Origin of the sequence: Nonomuraea spiralis (assembly GCF_014648435.1) — a bacterium.
GTDB classification, from domain to species: Bacteria; Actinomycetota; Actinomycetes; order Streptosporangiales; family Streptosporangiaceae; genus Nonomuraea; species Nonomuraea spiralis.
This window is the reverse complement of record NZ_BMRC01000005.1, coordinates 494,651-509,611: the sequence shown is the minus strand read 5'-3', so window position 1 is coordinate 509,611 and position 14,961 is coordinate 494,651. Positions and strand designations below refer to the sequence as shown.

The 14,961-nt window shown below is 71.5% G+C and carries 14 protein-coding genes; 9 read left to right on the top strand and 5 right to left on the bottom strand.

What is annotated here, in order from left to right; genetic code table 11:
• Positions 1-37: 37 nt before the first annotated feature.
• Together IEZ27_RS15305 and IEZ27_RS15300 are read left to right on the top strand one after the other, a co-directional pair.
• Complete coding sequence (locus IEZ27_RS15305; RefSeq protein WP_229824003.1) at positions 38-757, top strand: TetR/AcrR family transcriptional regulator; 720 nt, start codon at positions 38-40, stop codon at positions 755-757.
• Positions 754-1,980: a cytochrome P450 gene (locus IEZ27_RS15300; RefSeq protein ID WP_189647789.1), complete on the top strand. Its 1,227-nt coding sequence runs from the start codon at positions 754-756 to the stop codon at positions 1,978-1,980. The genes IEZ27_RS15305 and IEZ27_RS15300 overlap by 4 nt, the downstream gene beginning before the upstream one ends.
• 49 nt (positions 1,981-2,029) lie before the next feature.
• On the opposite strand, the gene IEZ27_RS15295 is transcribed toward IEZ27_RS15300, so the two are convergent.
• A complete protein-coding gene (locus IEZ27_RS15295) occupies positions 2,030-2,563 on the bottom strand; it encodes a chloramphenicol phosphotransferase CPT family protein (protein WP_229824002.1) in 534 nt (177 codons plus the stop codon).
• A gap of 85 nt (positions 2,564-2,648) precedes the next feature.
• Positions 2,649-3,458 (bottom strand): IclR family transcriptional regulator, encoded by an 810-nt coding sequence (locus tag IEZ27_RS15290; protein WP_189647788.1) that lies wholly within the window; start codon positions 3,456-3,458, stop codon positions 2,649-2,651.
• 294 nt (positions 3,459-3,752) lie between these two features.
• Between IEZ27_RS15290 and IEZ27_RS15285 the strand changes: the two genes are divergently transcribed.
• From IEZ27_RS15285 to IEZ27_RS15270, 4 genes are all read left to right on the top strand, one after another.
• Complete coding sequence (locus tag IEZ27_RS15285) at positions 3,753-5,168, top strand: amidase (protein ID WP_189647787.1); 1,416 nt, start codon at positions 3,753-3,755, stop codon at positions 5,166-5,168.
• 70 nt (positions 5,169-5,238) lie between these two features.
• Entirely contained in the window at positions 5,239-6,417 is a 1,179-nt protein-coding gene (locus IEZ27_RS15280; RefSeq protein ID WP_189647786.1) for a sugar ABC transporter substrate-binding protein, read from the top strand.
• Positions 6,396-7,952 (top strand): sugar ABC transporter ATP-binding protein, encoded by a 1,557-nt coding sequence (locus IEZ27_RS15275; RefSeq protein ID WP_229824001.1) that lies wholly within the window; start codon positions 6,396-6,398, stop codon positions 7,950-7,952. The genes IEZ27_RS15280 and IEZ27_RS15275 overlap by 22 nt, the downstream gene beginning before the upstream one ends.
• Entirely contained in the window at positions 7,945-8,991 is a 1,047-nt protein-coding gene (locus IEZ27_RS15270) for an ABC transporter permease (RefSeq protein ID WP_189647785.1), read from the top strand. The genes IEZ27_RS15275 and IEZ27_RS15270 overlap by 8 nt, the downstream gene beginning before the upstream one ends.
• 483 nt (positions 8,992-9,474) lie before the next feature.
• Here the strand turns inward: IEZ27_RS15270 and IEZ27_RS15265 are convergent, their stop codons facing one another.
• The 3 genes from IEZ27_RS15265 to IEZ27_RS15255 are packed head-to-tail and all read right to left on the bottom strand — an operon-like array spanning position 9,475 to position 12,574.
• Positions 9,475-10,593, bottom strand: coding sequence for an NAD(P)/FAD-dependent oxidoreductase (locus IEZ27_RS15265; protein ID WP_229824000.1), 1,119 nt, complete (start codon positions 10,591-10,593; stop codon positions 9,475-9,477).
• A gap of 21 nt (positions 10,594-10,614) precedes the next feature.
• On the bottom strand, positions 10,615-12,108 hold the full coding sequence (locus tag IEZ27_RS15260) for an acyl-CoA synthetase (protein ID WP_189647784.1): 1,494 nt from the start codon (positions 12,106-12,108) through the stop codon (positions 10,615-10,617).
• The gene (locus IEZ27_RS15255) at positions 12,101-12,574 is read right to left on the bottom strand and encodes a MarR family winged helix-turn-helix transcriptional regulator (protein WP_189647783.1); all 474 of its coding nucleotides are present in this window, start codon (positions 12,572-12,574) and stop codon (positions 12,101-12,103) included. Before IEZ27_RS15255 ends, IEZ27_RS15260 begins: the two co-directional genes overlap by 8 nt.
• A gap of 121 nt (positions 12,575-12,695) precedes the next feature.
• Between IEZ27_RS15255 and IEZ27_RS15250 the strand changes: the two genes are divergently transcribed.
• Genes IEZ27_RS15250 through IEZ27_RS15240 form a run of 3 tightly spaced genes read left to right on the top strand, consistent with a single transcriptional unit; the run spans position 12,696 to position 14,954 of the window.
• A complete protein-coding gene (locus tag IEZ27_RS15250) occupies positions 12,696-13,613 on the top strand; it encodes an SDR family NAD(P)-dependent oxidoreductase (protein WP_189647782.1) in 918 nt (305 codons plus the stop codon).
• The gene (locus tag IEZ27_RS15245) at positions 13,610-14,488 is read left to right on the top strand and encodes an amidohydrolase family protein (protein WP_189647781.1); all 879 of its coding nucleotides are present in this window, start codon (positions 13,610-13,612) and stop codon (positions 14,486-14,488) included. Before IEZ27_RS15250 ends, IEZ27_RS15245 begins: the two co-directional genes overlap by 4 nt.
• Before the next feature lie 13 nt (positions 14,489-14,501).
• Positions 14,502-14,954, top strand: coding sequence for a MaoC family dehydratase (locus IEZ27_RS15240; protein ID WP_189647780.1), 453 nt, complete (start codon positions 14,502-14,504; stop codon positions 14,952-14,954).
• Positions 14,955-14,961 lie beyond the last annotated feature (7 nt).

Sequence of the window (14,961 nt, the reverse complement as noted above, 5' to 3'; positions counted from 1 at the left end):
CGCTTGACTTACACCGGTCCGCGTTGGTTACCTGGACATGACAAAGGAGAGTGCCGGTGAGTCATGGCGGATGTCGATGAGCGCCGTACGGGCCGAGCGGGTCAACGCCACCCGTGAGCAGATCCTGGCCGCCGCCGAGCGACTGTTCGCCGAGCAGGGCGTGTACGCCGTCTCCAACCGCCAGATCAGCCTGGCCGCCGGCCAGGGCAACAACGCCGCCGTCGGCTACCACTTCGGCACCAAGGCCGACCTGGTCCGCGCCATCGTGCGCAAACGTACTGAGGACGTCGAACTCCTGCGCCGCCGCATGCTGGCCGAGGTCGAGGGCTCGACCGACGTACGCGACTGGGTCGGGTGCCTGGTCCGCTCACTCACGGAGTACCTGTCCGGTCTCGGCACCCCCACCTGGTACGCCCGCTTCGCCGCCCAGATGATGACCGACCCCGCCCTGCGCCAGATCATGAGCGAGGAGGCGCTGACCTCGCCGACCCTGCAACGCGTCGTGGACGGCCTGCGGCGCTGCCTCCCCCGGCTGACCCCCGAGGTACGCGCCGAACGTGCCGACATGGCCGCCCGGCTCGTCGTGCACATGTGCGCAGAGCGGGAGCGCGCCCTCGCCGAGGGCCGTCCCACCGTACGGCCGACCTGGCACGACGCCGCGACCGGGCTGATCGACGTGGTCGCGGCGATCTGGACGGCCCCCGCCACCACCGGCGCGGCCGACCGGACCCATCAAGCGGAAGGAACACCGTCATGACGGCCATCCCGGACCAGGACACATCCGGCACGTTGCCCGAGTTCCCCGGCGTGCGGGCGGCGGCCTGCCCGTTCGACCCGCCGCCGGCCCTGCAGGCGCTCCAGCGGGACACGCCGCTCACCCGGGTACGGCTGCGCGACGGCGGCACCGTGTGGCTGGTCACCGGGTACGCCGAGCAGAAGGCCGTACTGAGCCATCCGCACGTCAGCTCCGACATCACCCGGCCCGGCTACCCGCTGCCGATCCTGACCCCCAAGCGCCCCGACAGCTCGATCAGCTTCATCCTCATGGACGACCCCGAGCACCACCGCCTGCGCCGCATGGTGCAAGGGGCGTTCACCGTCAAACGGGTCGAGCAGATGCGCCCGGCCGTGCAGCGTATCGTCGACGACCTCATCGACGACCTGCTGGCCGGGCCGAAGCCGGTGGACCTGGTGGAGGCGTTCGCGCTGCCGGTGCCGTCGCTGGTGATCTGTGAGCTGCTCGGCGTCCCGTACGCCGACCATGACTTCTTCCAGGACAACAGCAAGATCATCGTCAAGCGGGACGTGTCGGTCGAGGAGAGGGCCGCCGCGGGCGGGCGTCTGAGGCAGTACCTGGACGGGCTGGTCGGCGACAAGCTCGACCGTCCCGGCGACGACCTGCTGTCCAAGGTGGCCGCCCGGGTCACGGCGGGCGAGCTGACCAGGCAGGAGGCGGCCCAGATGGGCGTGCTGCTGCTCGTGGCCGGTCACGAGACCACCGCCAACATGATCGCCCTCGGCACCCTCGCCCTGCTCCGCCACCCCGACCAGCTCGCCCTGCTGCGCGGGAGCGAGGACCCCTCGCTGATCGCGGGCGCGGTCGAGGAACTGCTGCGTTACCTGAACATCACCCACGGTGGGCGCCGCCGGGTCGCGACGGAGGACATCGAGGTCGGCGGCCGGCTCATCCGCGCGGGCGAGGGCATCATCGTGGCCAACGACATCGGCAACCGCGACCCCGAGATCTTCCCCGCCCCGGACGAACTGGACGTACGCCGCGACGCCCGCCGGCACGTGGCCTTCGGCTTCGGCGTCCACCAGTGCCTCGGCCAGCCCCTGGCCCGGATGGAGTTGCAGGTCGCCTACGGCACCCTCTACAAGCGCATCCCCACCCTCACCCTGGCCACCGAGTTCGAGAAGATCCCCTTCAAGCACGACGGCCAGGTGTACGGGGTGTACGAACTCCCCGTGACCTGGTGACGACGCCGGAAGCGGCCGAGACGGTCGCCCGAGGTCCGGGGGCGGGCTGTCACCGCAGGGCGCGGGGTGCGGTGCGGTGTCGCCAGGCGTCCAGGACGGTCGTGGTGAGGGCGGGCGTGACGCCCGAGGTCGTGTCGATGTCGAGGTCGTAGGGGCCGAAGGTGTGGATGCGGTCGTGTTCGACATGGCCGCGGCCCTCGCCGATCCGCCGGTCGCCGCGTGCCCGTTCCCGCCGGTCGAGCTCGTCCAGGTCGCAGTGGACGCCGACCAGGAAGACGTCCAGGTGTCCCAGGAGGCGGGCCAGGTCGTCCCGCCAGGCGGGGAACTCGATGATGTGCTCCACGATCAGGTCGTTGCCGGCGTCGGCGAGTGCGGGCAGGCAGCGGTGGAACCCGGCGAAGAACCGGGGCCGCACCTGGGTCCACCACGCGAACGGCCCATCAGGCTCGCGCCGCGGCGGTAGCATGCCCGCCTCGACGAACTGGTCGGAGGAGACGTGCAGGAACGGGGTGTCCAGGGCTTGCTGGAGCGACCGGGCCAGGGACGACTTCCCCGAACTCGACGCGCCGTTGAGGAGGATCACGCGGCCTGGTCCGCGGGGCGAGGGCAGTGGTTCCACCCCTCCATGATCCACCGCGCCTCTCGCGGAAGGCGCGGCGGGACGCGGGTCAGAGGTCCCCGCCGGCCCGCATCACGGTGAAGCGCAGTTCGGCCACCAGCGAGGGCAGCCGATCCCGGGAGAACCGGGACGTGGGCATCGCCATGGTCAGGGCGCCCACCGCCTGGTCGGAGCGGTCGACGACGCACATGCCGATGGCGCAGATGCCGACCTCGGTCGCCTCCAGGTTGAGCGCGTACCCCCGCTCGCGCACCCACCCCAGGGACGTGATCAGCCGGTGGAAGCCGTCGGGCGACATCGTCTCGGGAGCGTCCGAATCGCCGGGACGGACCGTACCCGGACACCGTCCGTCCGCCTGATCGGGTTCGCCCGTGTGGTAGAGCTCGGCCAGTTCCGCGTCGCTGAGGCGGGCCAGCAGCGCCTGGCCTCCCGACGACAGGCGGGCCGGCAGGATCGTGCCCTGCCGGTCCCCCACGCGGAGCACCTGCGGACACTCCACCGTGGCGAGGAACCGGGTCTGCGTGCCCACGCGGACCACGAAGTTCACCGTCTCCCCCACCCGCTCGCACAGGGCGTCCATGTGGGGCAGCAGGACGCGGCGCAGCGAGCGCAGCGGCATCCCGGTGGAGACGTGGGGGGCCGACAGGGAGGGGCCGGGCAGGTAGCCGCGGTTGTCGTCCTGAACGGCGAAGCCCCGGTAGACCAGCATGGCGAGCAGGCGATGGGCGGTGGAACGGGCCACGCCCAGTTCGTCGGCCACCTCGCTCACCCGGATGCTGTCCTGGTCGCGCAACATCTGCAGGATACGCAGCGCGTTGTCGACGGAGTTGAGAGGGTACGGAGGCCGCGGATTCTCCATAGCAGAATACTGTACGCCTATGTGGAACATTGGGCTTACCGTGGCCGCATGTCGAGCACATCTACGCACGTGAACGACGTGCCGGGTGACTCGCTCGCCCGAACAGCCGGCCACACACAGGCCCCTACGAGCCGTCGACCACCGTCGTAAGCGCATCACGTCATCCCGGACGCCCGAGGGTCGCAAGCACTTCTCGGCGGATCCGCCCACACACCTGAACGCCACCGACCATCGGGGCAATCGATCGGCTCCACGGCCTGGACCGTGCCGCGGAGCCGTGATGGGAGGACACTCATGGACCTGTTCGCGTCCGCAGTGAGGCTGGCCGGCGCGATCCGTGCCCGGGACCTCAGCCCGACCGAAGTCGCCACCGCGTACCTGGACCGGATCGACAGACTCGACCCGGAGATCAACGCGATCATCTGGCGCGACGACGAGGAGGTCCTGGCCGCCGCCCGCGCGGCCGAACGAGCACTGCTGTCCGGCGCGCCGACGGGACCGTTCCACGGCGTGCCGCTCCCGGTCAAGGACCTGACCTCGGTCGCCGGGCAGCCCAACACGATGGGCTCGCACGGTGTCTCCAGCGTTCCCCGTACGGTGAACGACCTGGTCGTCGACCGGCTGCTGGAGGCCGGCTTCATCCTCATGGGCCGGTCCAACACCCCCGAGATGGGCACGCTGCCCGCGACGGAGAACGCCCGCTACGGGGCGACCGCCAACCCGTGGGACCTCACCCGTTCGCCCGCGGGTTCCAGCGGCGGCGCGGCGGCCGCCGTGGCCGCGGGCATGGCGCCCGTCGCGCACGGCAACGACGGCGGCGGATCACTGCGCATGCCGGCGTCCGCGTGCGGCCTGGTCGGGCTGAAGCCCAGCCGGGCGCGGATCCCTCAGCACCTTCAGTCGTGGTGGGAGTACTGCACGACGGAAGGGGTCATCACCCGTTACGTCGAGGACGCCGCCACCATCCTGGACGCGCTCAGCGCGCCCGACCCGCTCGCCTGGTTCCAGGCGCCCGCCCCCGCCCGTCCGTTCGCGGCGGAGCTGGGCCGGGAGGCGGGCCGGTTGCGCGTCGGCCTGCTCCTCGACGCCCCCACCGGGCTCCCGGTCGACGCCGAATGCGTCAACGCCGCCCTGGTCGCCGCCGGCCTGCTCGAAAAGCTGGGTCACGACGTCTTTCCCGTCCAGCCCTTCCTGCTCAGCCCGCAAGGCGGGCACGCGTACGTGGAGAAGATCATTCCCACGTCCCTCTACGTGCATCCCTTCGACGAACCCGAGCTCGCCGAGCCGTACAACCGGCACCGGTGGCTGCGGGTTCGCGACATCGACGCCGGCGACTACGCGCAGGCCGTGGCCCTGCTGCAGACCGAGTCGCGGCAGGTGGTCGCCCAGTGGCGGCGCGACTTCGACGTCCTGCTCACCCCCACCATGGCCGGGCCGCCACCACCGCTCGGCGCCGTGCTCGACGACGCCAACCGGCATCCCGAGACCGCGATGCCCAGCGCGCTGGCCATGGTCTCCTTCACCTCGGTGGCCAGTGTCACGGGCCAGCCCGCCATCAGCCTGCCCGTGCACACCTCGGCCGACGGGCTCCCCATCGGCGCGCAGCTGATCGGCGCGCCGTTCGACGAGGCCACGCTGATCCGCCTGGCCCACTCCATGGAAGCGGCGACCGGCTGGACCGCCGCCCGCCCACCCCGCTACGCGATCTGATCGACTCCCCCCACCCCCCACGCTCAGCCGTCCCCGGACGAGAGCATGGCCAGATCAAGGAACGCTCGTCATGGTCAACGCTCCCCTCAATTCCCGTGCCTCCCTCCTGTCCATCCTCCTGGCCGCCTGCCTCTCCCTGGCCGCCTGCGGCGCCGCCTCGCCGGGCGAGGCGGGCGGCACCTCCGGCACCTCCCCCGCCGTGCTGGACGCGGCGGTGAAGGCCGTCGAGAACGGCTACACCGGCACCTACTCCGAACCGCCATCGTCGGGCCCCGCCCCCGCGAAGGACGAGAACGTCTGGGTGATCACGGCGTGGCAGCAGGTCCGCGCTCTGGCCTACCAGGCCGAGCAGCTCACCGAAGCGGCCACCAAGCTGGGCTGGAAGGCCCAGGTGTGCGACGGCCTGAACAACGTCAACGGCGGCATGTCCACCTGTGTCCGCCAGGCCACGGCGGCGGGGGCCACCGGCATCGTGCTGGTCTCGGTGGACTGCGCCCCCGTACGGCAGTCCCTGGTGGAGGCGCGGAAGGCCGGTGTGAAGATCGCCTCGTTCAGCGGGTTCGACTGTGACGACCCCACGCAGGACGGCAGTTCCCCGCAGTTCGACGCCCCGGCCGGCTACAGCGCCGACATGCCGAGACTGGCCGACTTCTACACCCGGCTCGGCGCCATGAGGGCCGATCTCGCCATCGCCAGGACCCAGGGCAAGGCGAAGGTGCTGCACATCGCCTTCCACGGCATCTCCTTCGGCGACTACGTGGCCAAGGGCTTCACGGATCGGATCGCCACTTGCGGCGGGTGCGAGATCGTCAACACGGTGAAGATCGCGCCTGCCGACGTGCCGAACCTCCGGCAGAAGTTCGAGACCGCGCTGGTGCAGGCGCCGCAGGCCAACGTCGTCGCGGTCGACGTCGACCACTTCTTCGTGGCGGGCGTCCAGCCGGCCCTGGTGTCGAGCCCCCGCAAGGACCTGGTCGTCATCGGCAACGAGTGCCAGGTCGACAACCTGGACTACATCCGTGGCGGCAAGGGCCAGCAGTACTGCTTCGGCGCATCGAACGGCTACCGCGCCTACGCCACGATCGACGCCCTGAACCGCGTCTTCAACGGCGAACAGGTCGCCCCCGCCGGCATCGGGATCCAGATCGTGGACAAGGACCGCAACCTTCCCGCCCCCGGCGCCGAGTACGTCGGCCCGATCGACTTCGCCGCCGCGTATGCCAAGACGTGGAACGGCTCGCCGCGATGACCGGCGGCGCCCCTGCTGCGGCCGTCCGGCTGAGCGGGATCACCAAGACCTTCGACGGCGTACCGGTGCTGCGCGACGTGGCGTGCGGCATCGCGCCGGGCTCGGTGCACGCCCTCCTGGGCGGCAACGGCTCCGGCAAGTCGACGCTGCTGAAGATCCTCGCCGGGGTCCACCAGGCCGACCAGGGCGGCACGATCACCATCCGCGGCCAGGAACACGCCACGGGTTCGTACGGACCGGCGATCGCCCGCCGGTCCGGGCTCCGCTTCGTGCACCAGGACCTGGGGCTGGTTCCCGACCTGACGGTCAGTGAGAACTTCGCCCTGGAGAGCGGCTATCCGCGGCGGGCCGGACTGGCCATCTCCTGGCGGGAGCTGCGCCGATCGGCCCGGACGATCCTGGAACAGGCGCACGTCGACGTCGATCCGCAGACCCTGGTCCGGGATCTGCGGCCCAGCGACCGCACGCTGGTGGCCATCGCCCGAGCCCTGCGCGACGGCGACGAACACCTGACGCTCGTGCTCGACGAACCCACCGCGAGCCTGTCGCAGCACGAGGCGAAGGTCCTGCTCGAAGCGATCCGCAGGTGTCAGCGGCGGGGGCAGACCATCGTCTACGTCAGTCACCGCCTGCCGGAGGTGCTCGCGATCGCGGACCGGATCTCCGTCCTGCGCGACGGCGTCCTGGTCGCCGATCAGGACGTCGCCGACCTGGACGAGTCCGGCATCGTGACGCTCATGACCGGCCAGGAATTGCGCAGGCAGACCGCCCGCTCCGGCCCGGGAACAGGCGCCCCGGCGATCCTGAAGGTGGGCGCGCTGGCGGCCGCTCCGCTGCGCGAGGTCTCGCTGACCGTACGGCGGCACGAGATCGTCGGTATCGCCGGGCTGCTGGGATCCGGCCGCTCGACGTTGCTGCGGACCCTCTTCGGCCAGGCCGGCCCCGAAGGCGGCGGGTTCGAGGTCGACGGGGTGCCCGCCCGGTTCCGGTCGCCCAGGGACGCCATCCGGCGCGGTGTCGCCCTGGTGCCCGAGGACCGCGGCGCAGACGCCGCCTTCGCCGATCTCCCGCTGTGGGAGAACGTCTCGGCGACGGTCATCGGCAAGTACTGGTCCGGCTGGCGGATGGCCCGCGCGTCCGAACGGCGCGACGCCATCGGCCTGATCGAGACCTTCGGGATCCGCTCCGCCACCGCGGACGCCCCCTTCACCCACCTGTCCGGCGGCAACCAGCAGAAGGCCGTGCTGGCCCGCTGGCTCCGGCTCGACCCGCGCCTGCTGCTGCTCGACGAGCCCACCCAGGGCGTCGACGCGCCGGCCAGGGCCGACATCCACGAGCTCGTCAGGCAGCACGTGGCCAGGGGCAACGCCGCGCTGGTCGTCTCGTCGGACTTCGAGGAGCTCGAGGCCCTGTGCCATCGCGTGATCGTCCTGCGCGACGGGACGCAGGTCGCCGAGCTCGACGGCCCCCGGCTCACGGAGGCCGCCATCGCCGGACTCACCCAGACCGCCCGCAAGGAGTCGACACGTGACTGACGTTTCAACGGACTCGGCGGCGCTGCCGAGCGACCTGGCCACGTCGCGCGGGCAGCACCCGCCCGCCGGCCGCGGCCGGTCCGTCGCCGGCTTCGTCGAACGGTACGGCCTGCTCCTGCTGCTCGTCGCCATGATCCTGGTGTTCGCCCTCCTGCCGTCCTCGGGTGAGGCGTTCCGCAGCGCGGCCAACATCAGCTCGGTGCTGGCCAGCCAGGCGGTGGGGCTCACGGTGGCGCTCGCCCTGCTGTTCCCCATGGCGGCCGGCTCCTTCGACTTCTCCGTGGGGGCGGTCACCGCGACGTCGTCCGTCGTGGCGGCGGCGTCGGTGTCCCATGTCGGGCTGCCGCTTCCCGTGGCGATCCTGCTGGCCATCGTCTCCGGCACGCTCGCGGGCGCGGTGCTCGGGCTGCTGGTGGCCCGCTACGGGATCAACCCCTTCATCGCCACGCTGGGCATGGCGACCCTGCTGGGCGGCGCCGTCTTCGCGTACACCAACGGGTTGCAGATCAGCAAGGACATCCCCGAGTCGCTCACCGACCTCGGATCCCTGTCGGTGTTCGGGGTTCCGCGGATCGTGGTGGCGGCGGCGGTGATCGCCGTGGCGGTCTGGTTCGTGATGCGGCACACGCCGCTCGGCCGCCACCTGTTCGCCGTGGGCTCCAACGCGAGCGCGGCGCGCCTGGTGGGCCTGAACGTCCCGAGGATCACGTTCCTGTCGTTCGCGCTGGCCGGGCTGGTGGCCGGTGTCGCCGGCGTGCTGCTTCTGGCCCGTCAGGGGGCCGCGACCTCCGACAACGGGATGAACATGTTGTTCCCCGCGCTGACGGCGGTCTTCCTGAGCACGATCGTCTTCGAGGTGGGACGGCCCTCCGTCCTGGGAACCGTCGTCGGGGTGCTGTTCGTCGCCGTCAGTGTCAGCGGCCTGACGCTGGTCGGCGCGCCCTCATGGGTGAGCCAGGTCTTCAACGGCGCGGCGCTCCTCATCGCGGTCGGCCTGGCCGGCATCAGCAGGCGCCGGTCCGGGCGCGGAAGACCCTGAGGACGGACGGCGCGGCGGGCCACCTCGATCCGGACCACCGGACGTACGTGGCCCGCTACCTACGTACCTGAATCGTGAACACGTAGTTCCCCGGTTATCCCCGCCGGCCCCGCGTCGGAGGCTGGAGATGTGAGGAATTCATCCGGGCCTCCGGGCCCGCTCACACCATCTGCGGGGGAAACCATGAGCACTTCCGATCGCGAGATCCGGGGCCGGCGCCGCCGCCGGGCCTGGGTCTTCCCGCCCGTCGTCGCCTCGGTGCCGGCGGTGCGGCACAGCGTGGGCGCGCAGGCGCGGCGCTGGGGGTTCGACGACTCAGCGACCGCCGAACTGCTCGTCACCGAAGTGGTCGCCAACGCAGTCGCGCGGACGACCGAGCCGGTGCACGTCCGTATGTCGCAGGACGACGGTGTGCTGCGGCTGGAGCTCGAGGAGCACGGCTCGACGGCCCCGCTGCCCGGCCCGGAACGGACGTCGCTCCCGTCAGCCGGTCACCTCGTTGCTCTGCTGACCGGCTTGGCGGAGGATCTCCTCGGCGTCGTCGAGCGGCGGGTGGATCACTTCCAGGATCGTCTGCTTGAGGTCCTTGGCGTCCTGCCCGGTCAGCGCCACCGCGCGGTCCCAGCCGGTGGTGAACACCGCACCGGCCGCGCCGAGGTCGAGGCAGGTGACGTACGGGTCGGGCGTGAAGTCCACCAGCGGCAGGCCGAGGAGGTCGGCGGCGGCGTTGTGACCGGCCGCCTTGCCCATGGGGGTGGCGAACTGGCAGCTCTGCACCACGTGGTTCGAGGCGTCCGCCATGGCCGCGGCGACGTCCCCGGCGGCGAACACCCCGCCCGAGACGCGCAGATGCCGGTCGACCCGCAGGCGGCCGAGCCCGTCGCGCTCGGCGGCGATCTGCTCGGTGAGGGAGTGGGCCCGCATCCCGGCGGTCCAGACGACGGCGTCGGCCGGGACGCTCTCGCCGTCCGCCAGGACGACGCCCTGCTCGGTCACCGACCGCACGCTCACCCCGAGACGCACCTCGACGCCCAGCTCGGCCAGGGCCGCCGCGATCACGGGCCGGGGCCCCGGGCCCAGCTCGGGCGCGACGACGTCCGCGCGTTCCAGCAGGACGACGCGCCCGCGGCCGGCCAGCTCGGTGGCGATCTCCAGCCCGGTGAAACCGGACCCGATCACCACGACGGTGAGGCCCGTACGGTCGCCGAGGTGGCCGTTCAGGCGTGCCACCCCGTCGGCGCTGTCGATGTCGAACAGGTGTCGCGCGCCCGGCAGGCCGGCTCGCACGAGCCGGCTGCCGGCCGCCAGCACCAGCCGGTCGTAGCCGATCGTGTCGCCGCCCGCGGTGACCGTCGAGCCGCCGACGTCGAGGCCGGTGACCTCCGCTCTGACGTGGGTCACGCCGATCGGCTCCAGGATCCGCTTCAGGGGGACGCGGGCCCACGCCGGGTCGAGCTTGTGCAGCCGGGGCCGCAGCACCAGGTCCTCGTGGGGCGCGACGAGCGTGATGCGCAGGTCGTCGTCACCCCGGAGGCGCGCCGCGGCGGCCGCGCTCCACACTCCGGCGAAGCCGCCGCCGACGATCAAAACGTCCGACATCATGTTCCCTTCGTCATGGGCCGGTCACCGCAGGAGGCCGCGGTGGATCTTGCCGGACCCGGTCCGTGGCAGCTCGTCCACGAACCGGACCGTTTTGGGGATCTTGTATCTGGCCAGCCTGCCGTCGAGGAAGGCCAGCAGTTCCTGTTCCGCGGCCGGACGATCGGGGTTCAGGCGGACGAAAGCCCGCCCCACCTCGCCCCACCGCTCGTCGGGCACGCCGATCACGGCACACTCCGCCACCGCGGGATGGAGCAGCAGCGCGGTTTCGACCTCGGCGGGATAGACGTTCTCGCCGCCGGAGATGTACATCTCCTTGAGGCGGCCGACGATGGAGTAGTAGCCGTCATCGTCGACCCGGGCCACGTCGCCGGTCCGGATCCAGCCGTCGTCCGTGACGGCGGCGGCGGTCGCGTCGGGTCTGCCCCAGTAGCCCGCCATCACCGTCGGGCTGCTGATGAGCAGCTCGCCCTCCGTGCCGCCGCCGTCGGGGCCGGGTCCCGCCAGCCGGACGTCGGAGAAGAAGTGCGGCACGCCCGCCGCGCCGACCTTCACCGTGCTCATGTCGGCCGTGACGATCAACGCTCCGGGGCCGGCCTCGGTGAGGCCGTACCCCTGGAGGAACCGCAGCCCCCGCTCCTGGTACGCGGCGATCAGCGAGGTGGGCACGGAGGCGCCCCCCGCCAGCAGGGAGCGGATCGAGGACAGGTCGGCCGAACTCCAGCGGGACGCGCGGGCCAGGTCCGCGAACATGGTCGGTACGCCGAACATCCAGGTGACCCGATGCCGCTCGACCAGGTCGAAGCAGCTCTCGACGTCCCAGCCGGTCATCAGCACCGCGCGGCCGCCCTTGAGCAGGGTCGGCAGGAGCGTCATGTTGAGCGCGGCGACGTGGAACAACGGGGCGCTGACCAGGGTGACCTCGTCGCCGGTGATGTCGATCTCGATGAGGACGTTGAGGCAGTTCCAGATGACGTTGCCGTGGGTGAGGACCGCGCCCTTGGGCCGTCCCGTCGTCCCGGACGTGTAGAGGATCATCGCGGGGTCGGCGTGCCCGACCGGCTCGTCGATGAGCTCGGCGGAGGCGGCCCGCAGCCGGGTCTCGTAGCCGGCGGCGGCCGGGTCTCCGCCGATGGTCACGGTCACGGGGGCGGCGGCCACCCGCAACTGCCGCACCACCTCGTCGTGCCGGACGTCGTACAGCAGCACGGACGCGCCGCAGTCGTCGAGCTGGAAGCTGAGCTCCGCCGCCGTGAGCCGGGTGTTGAGCGGTACGAACACCGCCCCGAGCAGGTGGACGGCGAACATGGTCTCCACGAACGAGGGCGCGTTGGGACCGAGGTAGGCGACCCGGTCGCCGGGCCCGGTCCCCATCGAGCGCAGGGCGTGGGCGAGGCGGGTGGAGCGTTCCGCGAGGCGCGCGTAGGTCAGTTCGTCGTTCCCCGCCACGAGGGCGGTCCGATGAGGGGTGGAACGAGCACGGCGAAGGGCCCAGGAGCCCAGACCCTGGTTACGCATCGGAGGGCGCGCCCGCGTCCACGTGGTCCTGGCCGAGGTGGGCGACGGCCAGATGCCTGAGGACGACGAGCAACTGGTCCTGTTCGTCCCGCGGCAGCACCTTCAGGAAGTCCTGGCGGGCGGCGGCGACGTCGACCTGGGCCCGTTCGCGCACGGCGTGTCCTTCGGGGGTGGCCACCACTTCGCGCGCCCGGCGGTCCACCGGGTGGGGCCGCCGCTCGATCAGACCTCGGGCCTCCAGCGTGTCGATGAGCGAGACCACTGGGCTGGGGTCCATCCCGAGGAACTCCGCGATGTCGCGCTGGGTCAGCCCGTCGCGGTCGCACACCAGCGACAGGACGGAGAAGTGACGGACCCGCAGGTCGAAGGGGGCGAGCCTGGCGTTGGTCAGCCGCACGATCGCGCCGCTGGCATGGGCCAGCAGGAAGCCTGTGTCGTCGAGCAGCCCCACGTCTTGTGCACTCACGGCAACCCTCTCGTAGAGGTTGTCAATGAAGGAACTTTTCAGTTATTGACTTTATCATCTATTTTTGCGTACGGTCCAGCCCAAGGTTCGACAGAGGCGAGAGCGACGGGAGCAGAGGCCGATGGCTGATCTGACAGGGAAAGTAGCGGTGGTCACCGGGGCCGGACGCGGGCTGGGACTGGCCTACGCCCAGGACCTGGCAGCCGCCGGGGCGAGCGTGGTCGTCAACGACATCGACCCGGCGGCCGCCGACGCCGCCGTCGAGTCGATCACCGCGGCCGGCGGCACCGCCGTCGCGCAGGTTGCCGCGATCGGGACCGCCGAAGCCGCGCAGAGCCTCGTCGACCGGGCGGTCTCCGCGTTCGGCAGGCTCGACGTCATGGTCGCCAACGCCGGCGTCCTGCGTGACACGGTGTTGTGGAAGATGAGCGACGAGGACTTCGACACCGTCGTCCACGTCCACCTGCGCGGCACGTTCACCTGTGCCCGCGCGGCGGCCGTGCACATGCGCGCGCAGGCCGAGGGAGGGCGCATCATCTGCGTGGGATCGCCCACCGGCCAGCGCGGCACGTTCGGCCAGACCAACTACGCCGCCGCCAAGGCGGGAATCGTCGGCATGGTCCGCACCTGGGCCATGGAGCTGGCCCGGGCCGGCATCACCGTCAACGCGGTCATCCCGGTGGCCGCCACCGAGATGACCAGGACGGTGCCCTTCCTGCGCGAGCACGTCGAGGCGCTGGACAGAGGCGAGAAGCTGTCCTCCTTCGCCCGTCGCGCCGTCGCGCTCGGATCGACCGCGGACGCCGCCGGCGTGGTGACGTTCCTCGCCTCGGACGCCGCCGCGGACGTCACCGGGCAGGCCATCGGCGTCGGCGGCGACAAGGTCAGCCTCTGGTCACACCCGCAGCAGATCGTCAGCGCCTTCACCGACGACGGCTGGAGCGCCGACGCGCTGGCCGAGACCTGGCCGGCCACGTTCCGCCCGCATGCCCAGACGGTCGGCGAGCCCGTCCCCCAGCCCTTGGAGCAGCGCGCATGACCCAGCCGATCAGCCTCTCCTCGCTCACGGCCATCGACGTGCACGTCCACGTCGAGGTGGACGACGAAGGCCACACCTCGCTCGGCGGTGACCTGATGGAGGCCTCCGCCGCCTACTTCAAGTCGGAGCACCGCACCCCGACCGTGGACGAGGTCGCCGGCGTCTACCGTGAGCGCGCCATGGCCGCGGTCGTCTTCGCCGTCGACCACGAACGCGCCACCGGCCATCCCCCCATCGGCAACGAGTTCGTCGCCCGCGCGGCGGCCCGCCACCCCGACGTCCTCATCCCCTTCGCCAGCATCGACCCACTGCGCGGCGAGGCCGGCGTCGGCGCCGCCGCCCGGCTGGTGACCGAGCACGGGGTGCGCGGGTTCAAGTTCCACCCGAGCCTGCAGAACTTCGACCCGACCGACCGCGCGGCCTTCCCCCTGTACGAGGCGATCTCCGCGCTCGGCGTACCGGCCGTCTTCCACACCGGCCAGACGGGCATCGGAGCCGGGCTTCCCGGCGGCGGCGGCATCCGGCTGGGCCTGTCCGACCCCATGCTCCTGGACGAGGTCGCCGCGACCTTCCCCGACCTGCAGATCGTGCTGGCCCACCCGTCCTTCCCCTGGCAGGACGAGGCTCTGGCCATCGCCACGCACAAGGCGAACGTCTGGATCGACCTGTCGGGCTGGTCGCCCAAGTACTTCCCGCCGAACCTGGTCCGCTACGCCAACACGCTGCTGAAGGACAAAGTGCTGTTCGGCTCCGACTTCCCCCTCATCACGCCGGACCGGTGGATCGCCGACTTCGACCGGCTCGACATCAAGCCCGAGGTCCGTCCCAAGATCCTCAAGGAGAACGCGGGCCGCCTGCTCGGCCTGCCGCAATGATCGGAGATCCGTCATGACCACGACCGTCACCGTCGCCGAACTGCCCGGCCTGCTCGGCCGGGACCTCGGCCACAGCCCGTACCTCGCCGTCGACCAGAACCGGATCGACCTCTTCGCCGAGGCGACCGGCGACCACCAGTGGATCCACGTGGATCCCGTCGCGGCCGCCGCCGGGCCGTTCGGCGGCACGATCGCCCACGGCTACCTGACCCTCGCGCTGATCATCCCTCTGTGGGGCGACCTGCTCGACGTCCGGGATGCCACCACCAAGGTCAACTACGGGCTCGACAAGGTACGCTTCCCCGCTCCCGTGCCCTCCGGGGCCAGGATCAGGCTGCACGCGGTGGTCGCCGACGTCACGCAGATCAGCGGCGGCGTCCAGCTCGTGCTCAACGTGACCCTGTCGGCCGAGGGTAGCGACAAGCCCGTCTGCGTCGCCCAGCCGGTCTTCCGCTACTACCACTGACGCACGC